The organism is Enterococcus termitis, assembly GCF_001730305.1.
Taxonomy (GTDB): Bacteria; Bacillota; Bacilli; order Lactobacillales; family Enterococcaceae; genus Enterococcus_L; species Enterococcus_L termitis.
This window is the reverse complement of record NZ_MIJY01000012.1, coordinates 1-24,181: the sequence shown is the minus strand read 5'-3', so window position 1 is coordinate 24,181 and position 24,181 is coordinate 1. Positions and strand designations below refer to the sequence as shown.

Annotated in this window: 23 protein-coding genes; 17 read left to right on the top strand and 6 right to left on the bottom strand. The window is 36.1% G+C overall.

The window, feature by feature from the left end; all coding sequences use genetic code 11:
* Nucleotides 1-78: 78 nt before the first annotated feature.
* From BCR25_RS07490 to BCR25_RS07480, 3 genes are all read left to right on the top strand, one after another.
* Complete coding sequence (locus BCR25_RS07490) at nt 79-1,659, top strand: hypothetical protein (RefSeq protein ID WP_069663001.1); 1,581 nt, start codon at nt 79-81, stop codon at nt 1,657-1,659.
* 111 nt (nt 1,660-1,770) lie between these two features.
* Entirely contained in the window at nt 1,771-2,727 is a 957-nt protein-coding gene (locus BCR25_RS07485; RefSeq protein ID WP_069663000.1) for a glycosyltransferase family 2 protein, read from the top strand.
* Between the two features lie 41 nt (nt 2,728-2,768).
* Entirely contained in the window at nt 2,769-4,490 is a 1,722-nt protein-coding gene (locus BCR25_RS07480) for a glycosyltransferase family protein (protein WP_069662999.1), read from the top strand.
* Nucleotides 4,491-4,870: 380 nt separating this feature from the next.
* Here BCR25_RS07480 and BCR25_RS07475 read toward each other — a convergent pair whose 3' ends face one another.
* Nucleotides 4,871-5,797, bottom strand: coding sequence for a LacI family DNA-binding transcriptional regulator (locus BCR25_RS07475; protein WP_069662998.1), 927 nt, complete (start codon nt 5,795-5,797; stop codon nt 4,871-4,873).
* 18 nt (nt 5,798-5,815) lie between these two features.
* Nucleotides 5,816-6,106 (bottom strand): hypothetical protein, encoded by a 291-nt coding sequence (locus tag BCR25_RS07470; RefSeq protein ID WP_069662997.1) that lies wholly within the window; start codon nt 6,104-6,106, stop codon nt 5,816-5,818.
* A gap of 190 nt (nt 6,107-6,296) precedes the next feature.
* Here BCR25_RS07470 and lacD point away from each other — a divergent pair, with 190 nt between their 5' ends.
* The 11 genes from lacD (at nt 6,297) to BCR25_RS07415 (ending at nt 16,184) form a co-directional block, all read left to right on the top strand.
* Entirely contained in the window at nt 6,297-7,286 is a 990-nt protein-coding gene (gene lacD / locus BCR25_RS07465; RefSeq protein ID WP_069662996.1) for a tagatose-bisphosphate aldolase, read from the top strand.
* A gap of 181 nt (nt 7,287-7,467) precedes the next feature.
* On the top strand, nt 7,468-8,580 hold the full coding sequence (gene ald / locus BCR25_RS07460) for an alanine dehydrogenase (protein WP_069662995.1): 1,113 nt from the start codon (nt 7,468-7,470) through the stop codon (nt 8,578-8,580).
* A 33-nt stretch (nt 8,581-8,613) separates the two neighbouring features.
* Nucleotides 8,614-9,690 carry a M42 family metallopeptidase gene (locus tag BCR25_RS07455; protein ID WP_069663336.1) on the top strand — a complete coding sequence of 359 codons (1,077 nt, stop codon included), beginning with the start codon at nt 8,614-8,616 and terminating at the stop codon, nt 9,688-9,690.
* A 30-nt stretch (nt 9,691-9,720) separates the two neighbouring features.
* A complete protein-coding gene (locus BCR25_RS07450; protein ID WP_083242608.1) occupies nt 9,721-11,352 on the top strand; it encodes a peptide ABC transporter substrate-binding protein in 1,632 nt (543 codons plus the stop codon).
* A 136-nt stretch (nt 11,353-11,488) separates the two neighbouring features.
* Complete coding sequence (locus BCR25_RS07445; protein ID WP_083242607.1) at nt 11,489-11,911, top strand: GNAT family N-acetyltransferase; 423 nt, start codon at nt 11,489-11,491, stop codon at nt 11,909-11,911.
* Between the two features lie 105 nt (nt 11,912-12,016).
* Nucleotides 12,017-12,514 carry a YehS family protein gene (locus BCR25_RS07440; RefSeq protein ID WP_069662994.1) on the top strand — a complete coding sequence of 166 codons (498 nt, stop codon included), beginning with the start codon at nt 12,017-12,019 and terminating at the stop codon, nt 12,512-12,514.
* 85 nt (nt 12,515-12,599) lie between these two features.
* Nucleotides 12,600-13,529: a helix-turn-helix transcriptional regulator gene (locus BCR25_RS07435; RefSeq protein ID WP_069662993.1), complete on the top strand. Its 930-nt coding sequence runs from the start codon at nt 12,600-12,602 to the stop codon at nt 13,527-13,529.
* Nucleotides 13,530-13,546: 17 nt separating this feature from the next.
* Nucleotides 13,547-14,128, top strand: coding sequence for a YdeI/OmpD-associated family protein (locus BCR25_RS07430; RefSeq protein WP_069662992.1), 582 nt, complete (start codon nt 13,547-13,549; stop codon nt 14,126-14,128).
* A 94-nt stretch (nt 14,129-14,222) separates the two neighbouring features.
* Nucleotides 14,223-14,801 carry a histidine phosphatase family protein gene (locus tag BCR25_RS07425; protein WP_069662991.1) on the top strand — a complete coding sequence of 193 codons (579 nt, stop codon included), beginning with the start codon at nt 14,223-14,225 and terminating at the stop codon, nt 14,799-14,801.
* Between the two features lie 21 nt (nt 14,802-14,822).
* Entirely contained in the window at nt 14,823-15,242 is a 420-nt protein-coding gene (locus BCR25_RS07420; protein ID WP_069662990.1) for a MerR family transcriptional regulator, read from the top strand.
* A gap of 90 nt (nt 15,243-15,332) precedes the next feature.
* Nucleotides 15,333-16,184, top strand: coding sequence for an aldo/keto reductase (locus BCR25_RS07415; RefSeq protein WP_069662989.1), 852 nt, complete (start codon nt 15,333-15,335; stop codon nt 16,182-16,184).
* A gap of 158 nt (nt 16,185-16,342) precedes the next feature.
* Here BCR25_RS07415 and BCR25_RS07410 read toward each other — a convergent pair whose 3' ends face one another.
* Nucleotides 16,343-17,140, bottom strand: coding sequence for a LysR family transcriptional regulator (locus BCR25_RS07410; protein ID WP_069662988.1), 798 nt, complete (start codon nt 17,138-17,140; stop codon nt 16,343-16,345).
* A 113-nt stretch (nt 17,141-17,253) separates the two neighbouring features.
* Between BCR25_RS07410 and BCR25_RS07405 the strand changes: the two genes are divergently transcribed.
* A complete protein-coding gene (locus tag BCR25_RS07405; RefSeq protein WP_069662987.1) occupies nt 17,254-17,778 on the top strand; it encodes a DUF4865 family protein in 525 nt (174 codons plus the stop codon).
* A 97-nt stretch (nt 17,779-17,875) separates the two neighbouring features.
* On the opposite strand, the gene BCR25_RS07400 is transcribed toward BCR25_RS07405, so the two are convergent.
* From BCR25_RS07400 to BCR25_RS07390, 3 genes are all read right to left on the bottom strand, one after another.
* A complete protein-coding gene (locus BCR25_RS07400; RefSeq protein ID WP_069662986.1) occupies nt 17,876-18,871 on the bottom strand; it encodes a linear amide C-N hydrolase in 996 nt (331 codons plus the stop codon).
* Between the two features lie 201 nt (nt 18,872-19,072).
* Nucleotides 19,073-20,074, bottom strand: a complete 1,002-nt coding sequence (locus BCR25_RS07395) for an LLM class flavin-dependent oxidoreductase (protein WP_069662985.1) — start codon at nt 20,072-20,074, stop codon at nt 19,073-19,075.
* Between the two features lie 83 nt (nt 20,075-20,157).
* On the bottom strand, nt 20,158-20,877 hold the full coding sequence (locus tag BCR25_RS07390) for an SDR family NAD(P)-dependent oxidoreductase (protein ID WP_069662984.1): 720 nt from the start codon (nt 20,875-20,877) through the stop codon (nt 20,158-20,160).
* A 261-nt stretch (nt 20,878-21,138) separates the two neighbouring features.
* On the opposite strand from BCR25_RS07390, the gene BCR25_RS07385 reads away from it, so the two are divergent.
* Nucleotides 21,139-21,819 (top strand): replication initiation protein, encoded by a 681-nt coding sequence (locus tag BCR25_RS07385; protein ID WP_069662983.1) that lies wholly within the window; start codon nt 21,139-21,141, stop codon nt 21,817-21,819.
* Nucleotides 21,820-22,266: 447 nt separating this feature from the next.
* Nucleotides 22,267-24,181: M6 family metalloprotease domain-containing protein (locus tag BCR25_RS07380; protein ID WP_139124547.1), on the top strand; the 1,915-nt coding region annotated here is incomplete at its 3' end.

The following is a 24,181-nucleotide window of genomic DNA, read 5'->3' as shown; positions in this document are numbered from 1 at the left end:
TATTTATTATGTCATTAAATAAAAGTAATGAGAGAATGCATAATCAATATAAATGGGAAAGTATGGAGGAGATGTAAGATGAATAAGAGGATGGAGGTAATTGAAAAAGAAAAAATATTTGTCTGGGGTATAGTTTCAGTTATCCTATTAATGGCTTTTAGTAAAAATTCTCCTATTTATTTAACTAATAATTGGGTTGATGCGAATGCCTTTATGACAATGGGAAAAGGCATGATGCAAGGTCTAGTGCCATATAAAGATTTATTTGAACAGAAAGGACCATTGCTTTATCTTATCTATGGTTTATCTTCTTTGATTAATTCTAAAGAATTTACAGGAATTTATATTGTTGAATGTATAGGAATGACAATAAATCTTGTTTTTTGTTTTAAAATACTTAAGCTATATTTATCGGAAAAAAGTAGTTTTTTGTTAACCCTTTTTTTTCCAGTATTACTTTTAAACGATCAGTTCTTTAGGCAAGGAGGAAGTGCAGAAGAACTATCTATTCCCCTACTAATGCTTCTATTGTATTCTGTAATGAAAACAATCAAAATATCATCGGAATCTTTACACTTTTCTAAGTGGATTTATCTTTGGCAGGGTCTTTCAGTTAGCATGATATTCTTCATTAAGTTTACTTTATTAGGTCCTTGGGTAGGATTCTATCTGTTTATTTTCATTTATTTGATTGTAAAAAAAGAGACTAAAGAACTAGCTACATTGATTGTTTACTCAGCTATAGGTCTTTTTATAGGAATACTTCCATGGTTATCTTACTTTTTGTTAAATGATGCAATAGCAGATTTTTTTAATGTTTATCTTTTTATTAATAGTAATGCTTATAATGCTTCATCGGTCAATTTAATAGAACGTTTCTCTTTTATCTTACAAGTAGTCATAGAAAATATGAAAGAAAATTGGATTACATTATTGCTAGTATTTCCAGGATGGGTGATCATACCTGTTTTTCAAGAAATATCGAAGAAAAGTTCTCATCGTTTGTTTCTTTTTGTAATTAGTTTGTCAACACTATTCTTTACATATATAGGTATGAAGTCATACGAGTACTATTTTCTATTCTTTATGCCTTTTGGAGTAGTTGGTTTAGTCATGTTAGGAAAAATAAGTTCTTTTTTAATTAATGAAGCCAAAAGAATTTTGGATTTTAAGTCAACTATATTGTTTCCATGGGCTTTCATCGTTTCTTTTTTGTTGATTTTTGGATATAACGGGAATTTACAGGAATCATTATACTTTCCAAATAATTCTACGTTTGGAACGAAAGGTACAGAGGAGAAAAGAACAGCACAAAAACTATTTGCTGAATATATGTTAATGGAGAAAACTAATCCTACATTGTTAAACTTTGGTTTTTTAGATGGAGGATTCTATTTAGCAGCAGATATACTCCCAAGTGAATATTATTTCGAACTGCAAAATTTGGAGTATTCGGTTTTCCCAGACAACTATGACGGTCAAATTCAGGCAATAGAAGAAGGCCGAGTTGACTTTGTTGTTGTAGAGACAGACCCAAAACAGCAGGAAGAATATTTTGATCAGTTAGGCTTAACAGAAAATTATCAAGCAGTTATGACCCATAATCAAACTTGCGATGAAAGGGAACGTATGTATTGGCTTTTTGAACAAAAGCGATAAAAGCATTACAGTAGATCCAATTATGATTAAAGATACAGATAAGGTAACTACTAAAATGTAGATTGATGGAAATGACAAATAAGATTATTTTTTGGTAGAAAGGGTTTAAAAATGAAAAAAGACACGTTATCTATCATTGTTCCTTGCTACAATGAAGAAGATGTACTACCTATTTCGAGTGAACAATTGCTGAATACGTTACATGAGTTGATTGAGTTAGAGACTATTAATGAAAACAGTAAGCTATTATTTGTAGATGATGGAAGTTCCGATAAAACTTGGGAAATCATATCTAACTTATATAACAGCTATCCTAAAAATGTTGTAGGTATAAAGTTAAGCCGCAACTATGGTCATCAAAAAGCATTACAAGCCGGAATGGAAACAGTAGCAGATACGGCAGATATGATAGTAACTATAGATGCTGATTTACAAGATGACCTACAAGCTATAAAAAAGATGCTACAGAAATTTAATGAAGGAAACGATATCGTATACGGAGTAAGAGAAAATCGTGAGACGGATACTTTCTTTAAGCGAAATACAGCACTCGGTTTTTATAAAATGATGGGAAAGTTAGGAGTCAAATTAGTGCCTAATCATGCAGATTTTCGTTTATTAAGTAATCGTGCTATGAAGGCAGTTCTTTTATTTAAGGAAGAGGACCCATTTTTAAGAGGAATTGTTCCGCTTGTAGGCTATCCTTCTACAAAAGTATTTTATGATAGAAAAAAACGTGAAGCAGGGGAATCAAAATATCCGTTGAAGAAGATGATTCGCTTTGCTACTAATGGATTAACCTCTTTTTCTCTTATTCCAATTAAAATGATTCGAAATATGGGCTTTTTAACGCTTCTTATCGGTATTTTATACATTTTTTATACATTTTATCAGAAGTATATAGGTGATTCTGTTCATGGATGGTCTTCAATTATCATGAGCATTTGGATTTTGGGAGGCATGCAGTTGGTTGGCATGTCAATTCTAGGAGAATATCTTGGACGTGTTTATTCAGAAGTAAAGGATCGCCCTGCTTTCATTATTGAGCAAAAATTAGAGAGGGATTAACAAATGAATCATAGTGGAGAAATAGATTTGGGAGGAAAGGCATGTCTAAGAAAAAAATAAGAAGCAAGGAGCACATAATTGTTTTTGCTAGTGCTTTGTTTTTAGCTTTGTTGTTTATTGGACCTATGTTAGTTAAAGGGAAGTTGGTGTTTGGTGATGATTTAACCTATCAGTTATCAAGAATAATTGAGCTAACTGCTTGGCTTAAAAATGGGATGCAAGATTTTCCCGGAATTAGTGTTGAGTCTTTCTATCAAATAGGTTATGGGGTAAATATCTTTTATCCTTGGATGACTCTGCTTTTATTTTCGAGTGTCGGTTTATTTACGGAAAATCTTGTTGTTTCAGTATATATTGGTTTTTATCTATATACGTTTATTACCTTGTTAATCAGTTACTATTGTATGAAGCAGTTTAGTAATTCTTGGTTAGCTGCAGCTGCATTTTCAATTTTATATACTTTCTCTATCTATCGAACGATAGATGCTTATACACGTTTTGCATTAGCCGAATTTATTGCGTTGACATTTATTCCTCTTGTTTTATTAGGAAGCTATGAAGTATTGTTTGGAAAAACTAGGTACTGGATACTAGTGACTATTGGTTTTTCTCTGATTGTCTGTACGCATGTTCTTTCAGCATTTTTGATTTGTATCTATCTGGTTCTTTTTTGGGGAATTAGCCTTTATTTTCTTGAAAATAGAGTGAAGCGAAGCTTGGTTTTACTTTTCTCTGGTTTGGTCTCTATTTTTACTTCTGCTGTATTTTTGTTTGGATTTATTGAAGAGCAACTCTTTCAAACTTTTTTACAGCCGTCGCCCTACCAATTAGAAGGGAATGATACTTTTCAACTAATCTCCAAAAGCATTTCAAGTGATCTGTTACAATCAAGTATGGGTGGGATTTACAATGTAGGATTTACCTGTATATTACTACTTTTTTTAGGTGCTTTCTTTTTTAAAAAGCTGGAATTAAAGGCTAAAGTTATCTATATTTTAGGTATTGTGACTTTATTCCTGACAACAGATGGCTTTCCGTGGTCAATACTGCAGAATACACCATTTTCACTTATTCAATTTCCGTTTCGATTGATGATTTTCCCTACACTATTCTTTTGTATAACGGGTGCCAATTTATTGCAGTTATTTTTTGAACAATATGATGTCAAAAGAAAAAGTGGAATTTTGGTTGTAACATTTTTGTTCAGTTTCCTACCATGGTTGCTTTCAGTAAACAGTATGTTAAATACTGCATTTGTTTTAGAAATGAATATAACAGACGATTATTTTGGGCAATCGTTCAATCGTTATTCTTTGTGGATCGATCAGTATACACCAGAAGAAGGTCAGCACTATATTGATGAAATTCATAAGCACATAGGATATCGTGACAATGAGGGATTTTTTATGGAACCCAAATCAACAAATGGTGCACTGTTATTTGAAATACCCATTGAAAAGTCTGAATCAGTTGTAGATCTACCAGTAATTAAGTATAAAAATACACAAGCTTTTGTAGATGGAGAAGTTATACCAGTTACCTTGAGTGAACGAGGAACTATGCAATTAAATCTTAAAAAAGGAATTAATGTAATTGAAATCCGCTATGTTAGCTCTATTGTTGTTAAAATTGGAATAGTAGTGAGCTTTTTGTCTTGGGTACTTGTAATTTTATATTCTGTTCTGGTTTTTCATCAAAAATCTCCAATTAAGAGGGACTTTCTTGATATTTTTAACAAAGTCAAGAAAGATGATAAAAATTAGCATAATAGCTCAACTCTAATTTATGTTGATAAAATTAATAAAGAATCGATCTACTTATAATTAGAGTAAAATTTTTTTCTGAACTCATTTTGTGCATTTGATATGTCGAAGAATTAATTTAAAACATTATTTTAGTACCATTAAAGATTAACTTGTATTCAATTATTTTTTTAGAAAATTTTTTTGATGGGCAATGATTTAGTATTGCTCCACTAAAATACTCAAATTGAAAGAGAAGGTATCCAGTAATTTATACTTTCATATTAACCAAAAATAAAGGGTAAGTATCATAAAAAATGGTACTTACCCTTTATTTTTGGTTAATATGTTCTAATACTTTTGTCGATAGTGTCTAAAATTTCTTGAATATATGACAATTTTTAAAACGGTTCGATGAAGTTGTATGGGATTATTATGGTTTTGATATAATTTCCTATGAGCAACTCAAACGCCTTCTCTCCACACAAATCCAAATGATGATCCACCGTAGGGAATTTCAACAAGCGACTAGACAAAAGATTTTCCTCACCAATCACAGTTACCTCAGTCAATGAAAGTGTCTGTAAAATCCCAGCCGCTACATCGTCTCCATTTGTAACAATCACATCAAGAGCGTCAAACTGTGAAAAATACTCTCCAGCTGCAATCCCATCTTCGTATGTTCGACAATCTCTAAAAATCAGTGAAGGCTCTGTTAGACCTATGACCTCTCGATAAGCTTCTAAAGCAATGGCAGTACTAGCGCTATCTTTTTCCGGTCGTCCAACTGTTAAGCCAATTTTTTTAGATCCCTGATCCTTCAATAAGGTAAGCAGATCACGATAAGATTTTTTGCGATCGATTGCCACACAAGAAATAGGGAATTCTTCAGTATCCTCACAGCAGACGATCGGAGCATATTTCAAGTAGCCTGCGATGATATCAAAGGAAATTTTTTTAGAAGTAATGATCATGCCATCCCACGCTTTAGCTGCCAGCTCATCTAAATAGCGCTGTTCAACTGCTAAATCATAATTGGTTGGCAATAAAGTGACCTTGTATTCAGCCTTAAACGCAGCTTTTAAAATACCGCTGACAATTTTATCCGTGTAAGGATGGTCAGCAAAAGGAATCATTACAGCAATATGCTTTGACTTTCCATTACTCAAATGTCTAGCTTTGATATTAGGAATATAATCCAGCTCTTTCATTATTGCCAAAACTTTTTGCCGTTTGTCTTCCGATACATAGGGATGATTATTCAAAACACGAGAAACAGTAGAAACAGAATAACCGGACAAACGTGCAATATCGCGGATGTTTGCCATACTTGTCTCCTTTCAGGACTATTGATGAAGTGTTATAGGAAATAGGATAGTTTTAAAAAATGATAGAATATGATTTCCATAATCTACAAAATGATAATGGTCGTTGTCGAAGTCAAAACAAATATACCCTAATCCACCTGAATCTTCAATGTGTAGTCCGTCTATTTGTGTTAATTCTATTGTTTTACTGATTGGTTTGCAATAATTGTTTAAGCTATAAAGGAAAAGCTGCCCTTCTTTTACCTCTAATGAAACAAAGTAATAGTCCATTACCAACGAGTCTGTCAATTCAAGCATTGCATTCGTCATAACTCACTACCTCCTGTCTTTTTTTTTACTATAAAGTATGAAACGCGTATCAGGTCAAGACTAATATTTAGAAAAATAATTGACTGGCATATTCGTAGAAAAAGGGTTTCTTTTTGTCTTGCTAACTATGAGAGAGTATACTCAGAGTAAGAGAGGATTTTCCTCAAAAAGACATAAAGGAGCTGTTACTATGATCAAAATCAGTCAAGCAAAAATGGATGCCTTAAACCGTTTGTCGAATGAAAAAGGGCTGATCGAAGCATTAGCGATCGATCAACGTGGATCATTGAAAAAAATGATTGCGGACGCTGCCACAACAGCAACAGGAGAAGAAATCGTTGATTTTAAAAAAGTTGCTGCAGAAGAGTTGACGCCTTATGCATCTGCGATTTTATTAGATCCCGATTATGGATTACCAGCGACAAAAGTTCGTGATAATTCATGTGGATTATTGTTGGCGTATGAAAAAACAGGGTATGATGCATCTACTCCGGGAAGAATGCCCGATTTATTGGAAGATTGGTCTGTCTCACGTTTGAAAGAAGCAGGTGCCGATGCTATCAAGTTTTTACTTTATTATGATCCTGATGAACCTAGAGCGATCAATCATCTAAAGCATGTATTTGTGGAACGATTGGGTAGTGAATGCTTGGGTGAAGATATTCCGTTTTTCGTAGAAATCGTCACGTATGATACGGAAATTTTGGATGCTGGATCAGCTGCTTTTGCCCGAGTAAAACCACATAAAGTGTTAGAATCAATGATCGAGTTTTCTAAACCGCAATACCATATTGATGTATTGAAAATGGAAGTTCCTGTAAACATGAATTATGTTGAAGGTTTTACCGAAGATGAAGTTGTGTATAGTCGAAAAGAAGCATTAGGTTATTTCAAGAAGCAAAGTGAATTAACAGAATTACCATTTATCTTTTTAAGTGCTGGTGTTTCTACTGAGCTATTTCAAGAAACATTAAAATTTGCTAAAGAAGCAGGCTCAACCTTTAGCGGTGTTTTATGCGGACGGGCAACTTGGCGTGAAGGCGTCAAACCATTTGCTGCTAAAGGGGAAGACGCAGGACGAGACTGGTTTGCTACACAAGGAAAAGCAAATATCGAAACCTTAAATGAAATCGTCGATAATTGCGGTACCTCTTGGCGTAGTAAAGTAGAAGTAGGCTAAGCATATTTAAATGAAATGAACTGGAAGAGAAGTAGGGTCTTTTCTTCCAGTTTGTTTTTTTGGATTAAAATTTAAAGAGGAAATAAAGTTTTTTTCTACGTATTGCAGTTGAACTTTCATTAAATTATAATCATTAGGTGGACCAAAAAGTATATTGAAGGAAAAGAGAGGGGATTGAGTGATGAATATTGGCATACCGAAAGAAATAAAGAATGGTGAAAACCGTGTGGCATTGCCCGCAGCAGGCGTTCTAGATCTAATTAAACATGGGCACAATGTGTTTGTTGAAACAGGTGCTGGGCTGGGCGCGTCGATTCATGATGAAGAATATGTCGCAGTAGGGGCGACGATTGTTGAAACAGCAAAAGAAGCGTGGGCGCAAGAACTAGTTTTAAAAGTCAAAGAGCCATTAAAAGAAGAATATCCTTATTTAAGAGAAGACTTGATTCTATTCACTTATCTCCATTTAGCCGCGAACAAACCGTTAACAGAAGAATTGATGAAACGTAAAGTGAAAACGATTGCCTATGAAAGTGTTCAGTTAGCAACAGGTGAACTGCCACTATTAGCTCCAATGAGTGAAATTGCTGGACGTTTGGCCGCTCAAATTGGGGCTCAATTTTTAGAAAAAGTTCCAGAAGGTAAAGGTATCTTGCTTGGCGGAGTTCCAGGAGTGAAAAAAGGAAAAGTGACAATAATTGGCGGTGGTATTTCTGGCTGTAACGCAGCTAAAATTGCTTTAGGTCTTGGCGCAGATGTGACGATATTAGATGTAAATATCAAAAAACTGCAGGAAATCGATAATCAATTTGGCGGAGCAGTTAAAACTCTTGTATCCAATCATTTCAATATCCAAGAAGAGGTCAAAACAGCAGATCTTGTGATCGGTGCAGTCTTACTTCCGGGGCATAAAGCACCTGTTTTAGTAACGAAGGAAATGGTTGAATCCATGCCAGAACATTCGGTGATCATTGATATTGCGATTGATCAGGGCGGGATTTTTGAGACAATCGATGAAGTGACCACGCATGAACATCCAACCTATACAAAATATGGCGTGATTCATTATGCCGTAGCGAATATGCCGGGAGCTGTTCCGCAAACGGCAACTTTCGCATTAGCCAATGCAACTTTAAAATATGTTTTAGAGCTGGCAAACAAAGGCTTCAATTCGGCTGTTGAGCAAAACCCAGCGTTGTTAGCAGGAGTCAATACATTGAACGGTAGGTTAACAAATTCAGCTGTTGCTACAGATCTAGAGTTGACGTACACTTCCGTAGAATCTGTTTTATAAAAAATGACTATCTTTAAGAGAGGAACAATGGCTATGGTGAAACAAGAATCTTTACAGTTAATCGAAAAACTATCAAATGCTTCAGGTGTTTCAGGCTTCGAAGACGAAGTTGTGGCAATCGCTAAAGAATTTTCGGCTTCATTTGCACAAGTTGAAGAAGATCATATCCGAAACGTTTACATGAGGGTTGGGGAACACAAGAAAGACAGACCAACGATTTTGTTTGATGCACATAGTGATGAAGTTGGCTTTATTGTGCAAGCGATCAAACCAAATGGCACATTGCGCTTCTTACCATTAGGCGGCTGGGTACCCAATACGATCCCAGCACACCGTGTACGTATTAAGACAGCAGATGGTACAGAAATTCCAGGAATCATCGCCAGCAAACCGCCGCACTTTATGACAGATGCGGAACGTAAAGAGACACAAACTATTGATGACATGGTGATTGATGTCGGCTGTATCAGTGCCAAAGAGGTGACTGAAAAACTGAATATTGCAATCGGTGATCCTGTGATCCCGGATGTCGCTTTTGACTACTTAGAGACAATGGATGTCATGATCGGCAAAGCATTTGACTGTCGAATCGGTTGTGCGTGTCTGTTAGAAACGTTACAAGAGCTTTCAAAAAAAGAATCTGCATTCAACCTAATTGGGACGATGACCGCGCAAGAAGAAGTCGGTGAACGCGGTGCAACAGTTGCAATGAATAATGTCAAACCAGATTTAGCAATTGTATTTGAAGGTTGTCCAGCAGATGATACATTTTCAGAAGAATACATGATCCAGTCAGGTTTAAAAAGAGGACCGATGTTAAGGAACTTTGATGTGTCTATGATAACGAATCCGCGCTTTCAGCGCTTTGCAAAAGAAACCGCCGAAAAATATGGCATACCAATGCAAAGTTCAGTCAGAAAAGGTGGCGGAACAAATGGTGCAATCATCAACTTAACAAACAAAGGAGTACCCGCAATCGTTATCGGTGTACCTGTCCGTTATGCACACACTCACTATGGCTATGTCGCATATCAGGATTATGAAGCAGCGTATCAGTTAGCAGTCGTAATCGTCAATGAGTTAGATCAGACGATTATCGACAGCTTTTGATCATAAAATGAAAATAGGGGGAAAACAACAATGAACATGAAAAAGTGGGCACTGACAACAGTAGCAGCCAGTGCATTGGTTTTATCATTAGCAGCATGTGGCTCAGGGAATAATAAAGATGATGCATCTGGAGACAAAAAACAAGTTCTGAAGGTATTAGAGAGTGCTGAGTTACCAACAATGGATATTTCACAGGCAACAGATGTTGTGAGCTTTTCTGCAATCAGCCAAGTGATGGAAGGGTTATACGAGTTTGCAGATGATAGCACATCAGCACCAGCAATCGCTGAGGAAGTTGTCACACCAACAAACGATGGAAAGACATATACAATCAAATTACGTGATGATGCAAAATGGAGTAACGGTGATCCTGTGACAGCTAACGACTTCGTGTATTCATGGAAGCGCACGGTTGATCCGCAAACAGGATCAGAGTATGCCTACCTATTTGATGGGTTTGAAAATTATACGGCGATTTCTAAAGGAGAAAAACCTGCTTCTGACCTAGGAGTAAAAGCGTTAGACGATTATACCTTAGAAATCAATTTAGAGTACCCAATCCCTTATTTATCTTCTCTTTTAGCAAAACCAACATTCTATCCATTAAATGAAAAATTTGTTGAAGAAAAAGGAAAAGATTACGGAACAAACAGTGATAATATGATCTATAATGGACCATTTACTCTTGCTGATTGGGATGGAACAAGTATTACATGGAATTACATCAAAAACGATAGCTACAGAAACGCAGATAAAGTTAAATTAGACGAGGTCAACGTGCAAGTAAGTAAAGAAATCGGAACCAACGTGAACCTATTCAAGGGTGGGGAAACAGATATTGCTCCGATCAAAGGTGAGTACGTGGACCAAGAAAAAGAAAACCCAGAACTAGTGACGCGTATCTATCCATCAACCTCTTATTTACAATACAATACTGAAAATAAAGTATTTGCGAACAAAAATGCGAGAAATGCAATTACGAAACTGATCAATTCAGATCAAATCGCCCAAAATATCCTAAAAGATGGGTCAATGGCAATTGAAGCATTTGTGCCAAAAGGGATCGCTAACCAAGATACTGGAAAAGATTTCGCTGAAGAAGCGGGTACATTGATGAAAACAGATATCGATGGTGGCAAAAAGCTATGGGAAGATGCGAAGAAAGAGTTAGGAATTGATTCTGCATCGATCACGCTATTAACCTCTGATACAGATTCAGCGAAAAAATTGTCTGAATATATTCAGGGATTATTGACTGAAAACTTAAGTGGTCTAAAAGTAACAATCTCAAGTGTACCGTTTAAAAACCGTTTAGATCAAATGAGCAAAGGAGACTTTGATGTTGTGCTAGCGGGTTGGGCAGCGACATACGCTGATCCATATGATTTCTTACAACTGTTCAGAACCGGCGGGGAACAAAATTACGGTAAATTCAGTAATGAAGAATTTGATAAGTTGCTTCAAGAATCCGCAACGACGTATGCAACTGAGAATGAAAAACGTTGGGATACATTATTGGATGCGCAAAAAGTATTGATGGATAATTCACCAGTAACACCACTATACCAAGCTTCAGAAGCATTTTTAGTGAATGACCGAGTAGAAGGATTGGTCTATCGGGCAATTGGTGCACCGTACTATAAAAATGTTTCAGTGAAATAATTGTTTCGAAAGGAAACCAAAAAGACAGGTTGAAAAAGCAGACAATGGTCATTTTTCAATCTGTTTTTTTTATTAGATTAATTATTTATCGGTTTTTTAACTAATCATGAAACATACAATTAAGGGGAGGAACGCCATGATAGTTGTAAGAGAAATGACGAAACAAGATGTACCCAAGCTAAGAAAAATCTATTTAGAAACTAGAATAAAAACATTTGAGTGGATAGACCCCAAAAATTTTGAATTGGCAGATTTTGATAAAGATACAGAGGAAGAAATTATTTTAGTAGCGGAAAGTAATGGAAGTCCTGTAGGCTTTATTTCACTATACGCTCCTGACAGCTTTATTCATTGTTTATTTGTTGATTGGGCATGGAAAGGAACTGGTGTTGGGCATCTTTTGTTGGAAGAAGCTAAAGGCTATTTGCCTTTGCCGCTGAAATTGAAATGTGTATCAAAAAACACAAGTGCCTTAGCCTTTTATAAAAAAGAAGGCTGGAAACTTGTCGATGAGGTAACAGACACAGAGAATTACTGGAATTTAGTATACGGTGAGTAGAGTCGAACGTTAAAGAAGATTGTCTAAAGCTAAAACAAATTAATGCATTCTCTGAAAGAAACCTTTATACTAAAGAGACGAAGAAACTGTTTCTGGAGGAAAAAGATGAACAATAATGATATACTGATTCGTTTACGCTATGCATTGGATATTAAAGATACCGACATGATCAAGATTTTTAAATTAGGTGATCTAGAAATCACAAGAGAAGAGTTACGAGTATTATTAACGAAACAAAATGAAGAAGATGAACTTCCACGCGATGCGGTTTGTGATAATCGGACATTGGAGGCTTTTTTAAATGGACTGATTACCTTTAAACGAGGGAAAGCGCCAGTCAAAAATGGTGTAGCTCCTAAACCAACGTTTTTGATTACCAGCCAACGTAACGTTAACAATGTGATGCTAAAAAAAGTGAAGATTGCTTTAGCGCTTACTAGTGATGAGATGTTGGACGTATTACGTTTAGCCGGCGTTTATGCTTCTGATAGTGAATTGAGTGCGATTCTTCGAAAAGAAGGACACCGAAACTATAAAGAATGCAAAGATCGTTATGCGAGGAATTTCTTAAAAGGATTAGCAATCAAATATCGGGATTTATAGTAAAGAAATAGGGATGGAATCGGTGATAACTAACTGATTTTGTCCTTTTTTATACAAAATAAGTGTAGATAAAAAGGTGAGAACAATGAAAAAGATTGAACGGATATTAGGAATCATCGTGCTGCTTTTGGAAAATGATCGCGTGTCGACAGCGCAATTAGCGGATCGCTTTGCCGTAACGAAACGAACTATTTTTAGAGACATCGAAACGATTGAACTGGCGGGGTTTCCTATCGTCTCCTATCCTGGACGAATGGGTGGCTTCTCGCTGATGGATTCCTTTAAATTACGTACATACACTTATAGCGGTGAAGAAAAGCAAGCGATCATTCATGCGTTGGCTGTCAAAGAAGGTCTGTTTGGGATTTATGATCAGCAAAATACGATCAAAGAAAAAATGGAATTGCTGCAACAGTCGACTAGCGCAGATACTACAATAAGCCATCAGTTTTCATTTGACTCTCCAACCATGCATCGACCAGAGATTGAACAGCAAACTAAAAGTAAAATCAATCAAATCAATGTAGCTCTGAAGAACCATCAAAAGATACAGATCGACTATGTGGATAATAACGGTGATCAAACCAAGCGACTGATACATCCGTATGAAGTGATGCTGATGAATGGTAGTTGGTATATCTATTCCTTTTGTGAAAAGCGTGAGGCATTCAGATATTTCAAAATTACTCGAATCCGTCAGCTAAATATTCAAGAGACAACTTTTATAGTAGCTGATCGACCAAAGAAAAATACAATAGAGACATCGGGCAGTGTCATTCAGTTACGCTTTAGAAAAGAAGATTTAGGAAAACTCTATGATTACTACACTGAGTCCGAGATCCAAGTGAAAGCAGATCACATCGACGTCAAACTTTATGCGAATCAGCAAAAGACGATTTTGCCATTTTTGTTAATGTTCGGTAATGGTGTACAAGTGATTGAGCCAGCTGAGTTGAGAGCATTGCACCAACAGGAAATCGTCAAACTTACTCAGACTTATAATGAATCAATATAAGAAAGGAAACAAAATAGATGGAAATCGATAATCTATTAACGATAACGACTAGACAGGAGTTACGTCAGTGGCTAAAAGTAAATAGTAATACTCAAAAATATTGCTGGATTATTGTAAGTGTTAAACCAGAACCTGATAAAATTCAGTATTTAGATGCAGTAGAAGAAGCACTTTGTTTTGGCTGGATCGATGGTATTAAAAAGAAAGTATCTGAAACAGAAACCGCACAGCGATTGTCTCCAAGAGCAAAGAAAAGTTCATGGACGGAATTAAATAAAGAACGCGTTCGTCGTTTAGAACGAGTTGGATTGATGACAGAACAGGGCAGAAGTGTGTTGCCGGATATGAAAGAAACTTCATTTAAAATTGAAGAAACGATCTTAGCACGTCTAAAAGAGGAGCCGGAAATCTATGAGAATTTTTTGTGTTTTCCAGAGCTGTATCGCCGTATTCGCATCGATACGATCCAAAATTACAAAGCGCAACCAGAGCTGTTTGAAAAGCGGTTAGACAAATTTATTGAACAAACAAAAAATGGAAAAATGTACGGCAAATGGCATGATGAAGGGCGCTTACTTGAAAAATCGAATGAAAGCTAAGCTGAAATTGAATCTTTCAGCCTTTTTTTGCTTGCCTTGGAGTTCACTTCATGGTTTATGATAAATACAATGAATAGAAACGAGGTCGAAAGGCATGACAAAAACATTGTATTTGATGAGACATGGAGAAACGTTGTTTAACCAACAGAAAAAGATCCAAGGTTGGTGTGATTCGCCGCTTACAGAAAAAGGTATCAAACAAGCGCAAATCGCCGGGAATTATTTTAAGGAACACGATATCACTTTTGATAGCGCATATGCCTCTACTTCTGAACGCGCTAGTGATACCTTAGAGCAAGTGACTTCTATGCCCTACGATAGAGTGAAAGGCTTGAAAGAATGGAACTTTGGGCGCTTCGAATCAGAAAGTGAATCATTGAATCCAGCTTTACCTTATGGTGATTTTTTCGTTGCATATGGCGGTGAAGAGGAGTTTCAGTTTAGAAAACGAGTGTCTGAAGCCTTAATGGAAATCATGAAAGAAGCGGGAGAAACAGTTCTAGCAGTATCTCATGGAGCTGCGTGTCGACAATTTATGCGAAATTGGGCGCATACAAGTGAGGTAGACCAAAAAGACCGATTAGGAAATTGCTGTATTTTGAAATTTGAATGTACAGGTGATTCTTTTAAATTGCTAGAAATTATCAATCATGATTTTTCTGAGCTAGAATAATGAATAAAGGAGACGATCATGATGAACAGTAAAGAAGCTGCTGAAATGTTTGGCTTAACAACCGATACGGTGCGTTATTATGAACGAGTGGGTGTTATTCCGCCAATCCAGCGAGATAAAAACGGCTATCGTGTATACACACCAAGAGATCTGAATTGGATTTATTTAGCAAAAAGTTTACGGCATGCAGGAGTCTCAATCGAATCCCTGATCGAATTCGCTACACTTTCTCAACTTGGGGGAAATGTTGAACAGGCGCAAAAACAGATCCTGCAAGACCAGCTGCGAGAAATTACTGAAAAATTAGAAGAAATGACTAAAACGCGTGATTTACTTCAATACAAAATCGATACTTATGACGAGCATATCGCCAAGTTCAAATCAGGAGAAGTCACCTCAGACAATGTTGAAGAGCTTTGGAAGGTAAATCATAAAAAATAAGTATAAACAGCTTGCTATGAAGTTGACTCCATAGTTTATAGTGAGGTTGTTAGTCATTTATAGAACCAAAAAGAGATGGAGGAAAGACAAATGCAAACAGTTAAATTGAACAACGGTATAGAGATCCCAATTTTAGGCTTTGGTACCTACCAAATCACGGACCCAAAAGAAGCAGAACAAGCAGTCATTGATGCCATCAAAGCAGGCTATCGTCATATCGATACAGCTCAATCGTATATGAATGAAGAGGCGGTTGGTCGTGGGCTTGCAGCTTCTGAAGTGCCACGGGAAGAGTTATTTGTTACAACGAAAATTTGGGTGGAAAATGTTTCTTATGAAGGCGTCAAAGAATCCTTCCAGCGCTCACTGCAAAGACTGAATCTGGACTATGTTGATTTATTGTTATTACATCAGCCGTATAATGATGTATATGGCGCTTGGCGAGCGATGGAGGAATTACAAGAAGCTGGGAAAATTCGGGCGATTGGCATTTCGAATTTTGCCGTAGATCGAGCAGTAGATTTAGCTGAATTCAATAAGGTCATTCCGCAGATGAACCAGATCGAGATCAATCCTTTCAATCAGCAAACAAAAAATATTGAAGCTCTTAAAGCAGAAGGAATCATGCCGGAAGCTTGGGCACCCTTTGCTGAAGGGAAAAAGGATATTTTTACCAATGAACTATTAACAAATATTGGGAGAAAATATCAAAAATCTGTTGCGCAAGTCATCGTTCGTTGGCTGATCGAACAAGAAATCGTTGTACTTGCTAAATCAGTGAAGCCTGAACGTATGGCTGAAAATTTAGCTGTTTTTGATTTTAGCTTAACAGATGAAGATAAAGCTGCAATTGCAACATTAAATGAAGGAGAAAGTCAATTCTTCTCACATGCTGATCCTGAAATGATCAAATGGATGGCTAGTAGAAAAATGGGTATATAACGAATTTTTAGTAGAAATAAAAAATTAGAAGTAGTAGAAGTGATCGAGCAAAAGAATCACGAAACAACATGAGGTCCTCTAGTGATTATCCTGTACTTTTGAAAGGATAATTGCTAGAGGACCTTAACATTTTATGACGCTCAGTGTATTTTTCTTTTTTATTCAATGTGTAGATTTTTCAAAAAATCAAATGAAGTCGCGCTTTTTAAACCATAGGCATAAATCGAGACTTGGCTAAAGGGAGGAGCAGTTAGTGAGCGTAGCTTCTCGTGTGCAGCAATCGTTTTTTGTGGTAAGAGGGCGACTGTCTTATTGCTTTCCAACATTGAAAGCATAATGTCAAGAGTGTCTACTTCAATGACAGCTTCTGTTGTAATCTGATGATCAGCCAAGTAATCCAAAGTTGCTTTTCTATAGGGACACATGGGGTCTCTACTGATCAGAATCGTATTGTTTAAAAGCGTTTCTTGATTTTCTATTGCAGTCGTCCAAGCAATACTTTCGTGCCAATGGTGGAGCTCTTTCAGCTCGCTATCATTCACTGCTGTATTTACGATCATTACATCAAGACTACCCTCTTTTAGTTTTAGGGTCAATTCCTGGATCGATTGAATAAAGATTGAAAAGTCCTTAGTAAAGTAATAATCTTGTAGGTAATTTTTGGCGAGAGTTTGGGTGCTGCCGAGATGAACAGACTCTTTTTCAATAGAGAATGCAGCTTCCATTTTAGAAACCTCGGCCAAAATACAGTTCACATGAGCAAGAAATTGTACACCATCTGCCGTTAAGGTCATTCCTTTATTTGTTCGGTGAAAAAGCGTACGTTTAAGCTGTTTCTCTAAATGAGCCACTCGTTTACTCACATTAGATTGAACATAGTTTAATTGGTCTGCTGCTTTGCTTGTTGAGTGGAGTCGTGCAACTTCATAAAATATTTTTAGGTCATTTATTTCCATTTATGCTGCCTACTTACTATTCCTATTTGGAATAATAGGAATGATTTTTAACCATTATACTTGATTGATATCTCTTTGTATAATAAATGCAAATAAGAAAGGACGTGAGAAACATGCACGCAATGCAATATAAAATCACGCTGCCGAATGATTATGATATGACGATTATTAAAGACAGAGTAAAAAAGAATGGCTCAAAAACAGATGAATTTCCAGATTTGTTATTCAAAGTCTATTTGATCAGTGATACACCGACTAAAAAAGAGTACGCACCATTGTATATTTGGAAAGATGATAAAGGGATGAACCAATTTATTTTTGAAGGGTTTTATGATAATATTTTGGCTTCTTTTGGGTGGCAGCACATCAATATTGCGGTTCCGGTTGAGGTGGATACATCAGATGCATTTACGCAAGCAAAATATATGCTAGAAATTGAGCAGAGGATTCCAGAAACAAATCGGATGACGGTACCTGAGTTTTCTATCCATGACACAACTGAACTGGGGAAAATCTTAGTGTATAATCCAGATAAATGGGCGTATGTTGAATGCTATTTCTTTGAAGAAAGGCCTGATTATTTAGCAAGCAAGGGGACGGTGTATGAGTTGCTTCATCTATCGTTGCCGAAGAAGTGAAGTCTCAAAAGAGACTATAAAAAAGCGTTTATTCTAGGCAATAAATCCGAATAAACGCTTTTATTTCGGTCTCCGTTTACATCTAAATAAAGGGTACTTAGTCTTTTTTGTTACGATACAAAATATCTTCTGTATCACTGCTTGACCAGATTTTTCCATTAGGAGCATCAACGTCTTCTTCGTTTAAATCAATACATCGTATCCGTTGATTGTTGTATGTCTTATAGTAATATTTTAATGAACTATTCATCATGACTGACGTATACTGTGTATAGTCATAAGAATCAGTCGTCTGCACGACCCCTTTGGGAACATCTACGTTAGAAAGTACATGGAAAGCAGCAGTGACGCTGTCTAATTCTGTTTCAATATCTTTGAGAGCAGATTTTAGGAAAGCCGCTCTGATAAAGCGTGAAGGCGGTGTAAAATCTCCTGGAAGTCCAATAGAACCAGCACCTTCACCAAAAGGACGCATGATGACATTCTGCAATTGAAATTCATTTTTTTGCGTAGTCGAAAGTCCGGTATAATTTCTAAGATTTGTTATATGCCATGTGTAATCAGGACTATTAGTTAAAACACCAACTGTGTTGTCATGAATATACAAGTCATGATCGATATACTCGATAACAATGCTTTGACCTGTGGCATCAGTAACGACCCAATGAAGAGGTAAAACAATGTCCAAAAAGCGTAGCGCAATATTCTCAACTTGTGCGTTTTCCATCACTTCAGCGGCTTCGCGTACAGTAGCACAAGAAGATAATAGAAAAGGAACGACATCGTGCGGGGCTAAGGAGTATTTTTTCTCATGTGCCTGATCATTGTAATCCGCATATCCAGAGAAATAAAGAGTCGCACAAGAAAGTCCTTTTTCATTCAAGCCATCTGCAAATACGAATTTTTCATCGTCCTGTCGTGCCATTCCAACAAATGCATAATCATTTTTGTGATTGTCGCTGTCATCATTGTTAAAAACAAACTTTTTTCTAGGAATAAATGTTGGTTCTGCCTCTAAAATTACAGCAAAATCCATTGTTCTAGCCAATAAAACATCTTGCTTGTCTGTTGTCATTGTGATACTTGTGCACATGAAAATCTCTCCTTCTTTCTTATAATTAACTATTTTAATGAAAAAATATAATCATATAAAAATATAAGATAAAGTGAACTTTCTAAAATTTTAACGTACTTCAAATGAATAATCAAATGAAAGAAAGAACAAAAAGGAGAGTTGGTGAACGTGTTTCTAGCAGGTGCGTGTAGCGAAGAGCTTTTCCAAAAAATAAAAAAATTATCGTTCGTTGGCTGCTTCTGTTAATAATTTAAAAGAATTTTTTTGTTTAGCAAAATCATAGATATAGCTAGCTGCCATGATTTCATCTGCATGAAATTGTTTTTGAAAGGCATTCAGTTGTTTTCTTATCCGATCTTTGTCACCGATTAAGGTTAGACCAAACATTGATTCTACGTATTGCTTTTCGACAGGAGACCATAAGTCATCCATAGAAGCAATAGGCGCTTTTAATGGTTGGATTTGATTTCTGAGTGCATACAAGTACATTTGCTGCATGGTGGTTAGTTCGTGTTGTGCTTCTTCGTTTGTTTCTGCTGCGATCACATTCAGAGCAACGATAATATACGGCTCAGCAAGATATTCAGAGGGTTGAAATTCACTGCGGTAAGTTGCAAGAGCCGCGCTCATCTCATTAGTTGGAAAATGTCCTGCAAATGAATAGGGTAAACCTAATCTCGCTGCTAGTTTTGCAGAGTTGACGGAAGAGCCAAGAATGTAAAGAGGAACTTTGGTACCAACTGCGGGATAAGCTTTTACCTCTCCTTGCTGTTTTTCTGGGCCAAAATAGCGTAACAGCTCGGTAATATCCTTTTCAAAGGTATCTATTCCGTTTAGAAGTGCTCGGCGCAACAAATAACCAGTTTTAGGATCAGCTCCAGGTGCACGCCCTAATCCTAGATCGACTCGATGTGGATGAATTGTTTCTAGTGTGCCGAATTGTTCGGCTACAATCAATGGAAAGTGGTTAGGTAGCATGACACCGCCGGAACCTACACGAATTGTTTTTGTATGTTCTAATGTATGATTGATCAGCATCGACGTTGCAGAACTGATTGTACCATTGATATTATGATGCTCTGCAATCCAGTATCTTTCATAACCTAAACGTTCAGTGTATTGAGCTAGCTTGACCATGCTTTCGATTGCTTCTTGACTGGTTTGACCTTCACGGACTGAAACGAGGTTTAAAGCAGAGAGTGCTAATTTTGTTGTTGTCATTTCCTTAGACTTCTTTCTTATGTAGGATTTTAATAAACTAAAAGCATCCAGCGATGTGGACACTTTTAGCGAATAGAAATTGATTATTTTTTTTGAATTCGAACGTCAAAATTTTCTCTAAGTGTATCTTCTTTGAAGATTTCTTCTGCTACGTCTTTTGCAGTGATTCTCATTTCTTTCGTTAATTCAAAACCGCCAGGTAAATCTTCACGTTTGGCTTCTTTTTTCTCATCAGTAATTACAGGTGGATTGTCTAATGGGAAGTAGCCAACAAAAATGTTCTTCTCTTTTAGCTCCTGACTTAAATGAGTCATTAACATTTTCAAGGCTGCTTGGGCGGTACCCATGATCCCAGTAAATGGATAAGCAATTCGATCTGATTGACCGCTAGAAATCAGTATGGAACCCTGACTTTTTTCTAGACTAGGTAACACGTGTTGGATAGAGCTTAGTACTGAAGTTACTCGTAATTGTAAAAATAAAGAGAATAACGATTCTGGTGCTTCTGTCATCGGCATATAAGATTTACCTAATGGACCTGGAACGTTATAGAAGTACGTAGTCAAACCACCAAGCTGCTCGATCAAACGATCGATGGCATGACCTAATTCATTCGTATTACTTGCATCTGCTGTTTCATAATAGACAGTAATTCCATCTTGTTCTAATTCCTCTTTCAGTTCTAATAAAACGGGTTCTAAAATATTGATCAAGCCTACTTTATACCCCTCATTACCATATTTTTTAGCCGTTTCATAGCCAACTCCTGGGCCTGCGCCGACAATAATAATTGATTTGCTCATAAAAAAACTTCCTTCCGTTGTGTTTTAAATTACTTCCAAAGAATAGCATCGCTTTTCAACCTTGTCAGGTTGGGAAAAAATAGAAAAAATCTCCGAAGTGATCGAACGTAAAGTCTAGCAAGGGTTTGTGTGCTATGCTTTTTTTGAAACGTGCACATTTTATCGGGAGATATCAGTACCTTTTTGTATTTTTTGATTGCTTTTTAAAAAGAAACTGACTATAATGACGTTCAAATAAGCAGTAGAAAGTGAGCTCTGATCATGAATGAATATGTGAAATATAAAAACGAACTGAATACAGTCTCATTAGGTGCCTTTAATGCGAATGAATTCAATCTTTTTTTCTCTATGCTAAGTAAAACAAAAGAGGAGCAACATCAGCAAATCTATTTAAAATGGGATGAGTTGAAACAATTAGCTAATTATGGATCAACGTCTAATACGAGATTTTTGAACGATTTAAAAAGCATGTACCAAAAACTGGTTGATTCTAATTACATACATATGTATACAGATGATGAGCAAGTTGGGTTGGAGAGTTTCTCTATTTTTGAAAATTTTACCTTTTTTGAAGAAGAAAAAGCAGTCGGAGCACAGTTCAATCCAAAGTTCACTTGTCTGTTAAATCAAGTAAACAGAAATGCGACCTGTTTTTCTTTAGAAGAGTTTATTTCGTTGAAGAAAAAGTATGCTAAAAATCTGTATCGTCTGTTAAAACAGGTTGAAAAAACAGGCTATTGGGAAGTTTCACTGGAAAACTTTTCTTTTTTACTCGGGATTCCCAAAAAGTATCAAGTGGGACAAATCGATCAAAAAGTTTTAAAGCCATCGATTGAAGAGCTAAGTAAGTATTTTGAACATTTGGAAGTTGAAAAAAAATATAGTAAAACTCAAGGAAATAAAGTTTTAGGATATAGATTTACTTTTGAGAAAAAGAAATAGTAAAATTGTTTTTTGGATATTTTATATAAATAAATGACAATAATATATTAATTTAGGAGCAGTATTGAAATAGAAGTACAATTTATAAGATATTTCTCTAAAAGGTTATTTTTTAGAATATATATAGTTATTATATGTTGTTTAAAATGTTGATATTAATATGTTTTTAGGTATTTATTTATTATTTTTTAATAATGAAATTTTATTTTATATCTGAATTTGTTACAATATATAACGTAAGGTAGCATACCGTTTTGATAAAAATGGTATGCTATTTAATTTGATTACTTAGTAAAAAGAGAATGAGGTGGAAATGAAGAGCTGAATAATCTGATGGAAAAAGATTAAAGGCGGTTTTAAAGTGATCAGAGACTAGTGAGAAAATAAAGATAATTGCATAATTCAAAGGGAATGGGATTATAGCAGCATTTAAGTTGGGAGAAAAAGATGGAAAGAAAAATGAAATTTAAATTGGTATGTTGGGGTATTTTTAGCCTTCTGTTGTGTGTGACAGGTTTTTCAAAGGGATATGCGGCGCCAGCCAATCCACATTTAGGCAAAATAACCTTTGAACAACCAGATGGAAAAACTTTTGATGGGGAACTCAAAGGTGATGAGTATCTAAATTATGTTGTTACGGATGAAACCGAGGATGTTGTCATACAGGGAGAGGATGGCTACTGGCAGTACGCGCAAATGAAGAGAAACAGAACGGGCGCACAAGCAAGTGGCAAGAAGTATTTAATTGATGAAAAGCCAGCAAATGCATTGACTGAAGAAGAGCTAAGTACAGTTGAAACACCACAGCAAAGGAAAAGCAGAACGCTAGCGTCAGGTCCGCTATCATTAACTAAAGATCAAAACTTATTAGTGGTTTTAATTGAATTTAACAATCAGAAATTGAATCATTATTCTACTGGAACGCCTATTGAAAAACCCACGAGTATTGAACAGTGGCATGAAAAAATTTTTGGAGAGACATCTAAAAGACAAACACTGAGAAATTATTACAATGAAGCAACTCAGAATAGAATCAATTTGTTACCAGCTGCAACGACACAATATAACGAAGCGCCAGGAATCGTTAGAGTTTCATTGAATGAAGATCATCCTAACCCGGGAATTGGCAATACGTTTCCAGAAAAGTCATATATGGAAAAAGCTTTACAACAGGCTGAAGACTATGTAGATGTATCTGCTTATGACAAAAACAATAACGGACGCTTGGATAAAAATGAGCTTCATGTGATGTTTGTCTTTGCTGGATATGAGGCTTCAGCGAGTCGGGCTACAATGAATACTGTCTGGGGGCATAAGAGTCATTCGACAATTCGATCTAAAAAGGGAGTGCATTTTGAAAATGGCTATGTAGCAATAGGTGAGAATACATTTGAATACATCGAAATTCAGGTTGGTGCAAATTCAACCTTCAAGTCTATCGCTGTATCTAGTCCAATTGGCTTAATGGCCCATGAGTTTGGACATGATTTAGGCTTGCCTGATTTATATGGACCTAGAACGACCAATACAGGAAATGGATTAGGCTATCATAGTTTAATGGCGAGTGGATCATGGGGGACAACTGGGAACAATATGGTGCCTAAACCTGAGGATTATGCAGGAGCTAATCCGGTACATTTTGACGCGTACTCTAAAGCTCAACTTGGGTTCCCAGTAGAAACCATTGAAAGCGAACAAGAAATCTCAACAGTGGATGCTCGTGATGAGAATTTTAAACTATATAAATTACCAATCTTCAAAGATGGTGTCAAAAGTGAAAAAGAATACTATTTAATTGAAAATAGACAGATTTTTGGTTTTGATGAAGGACGTCGGAAGTTTAACGGAAGTGAAGGGATTTCTGTTTATCATGTTAATGAAAACTATAGAAATAATTTAAATATATCAAAATATGGGGAGCAGCTAGTTACCTTAAAAGAAGCAGATGAATCTGTCCATGGTTACCCTTTACTAAGTAAAGGAGATAAATATAGTGCGAAGAGTTACTTCAAGAAAGAAAATGAGTTATTCATGTTTAACTCAGAGACAATTCCCACAAGTAAGACAAAAGAAGATGCCAGACCTGATTTTGCTTTATCGGTTGAAGAGAAAATAGAGAATGTTATAAAAATCAATTTTAAAGATTCCAAATTAATCAGAGGAACTTTTGGAACAGTTCCATGGACTTTCGATCCATTTAATAAAAAACTAACGTTTAAAGGCGGGGCACTCAGCTCAAGTGCCCAAATAAGTAAACTAGCGAAGGAAAAGGAAATACAAGTGGAAGACATTGAAAAAATAGTCTTCACAGAAAAAATAAAATTATGGGAAAAGAGTACATTATTCAGAGGCTTAAGCGGGT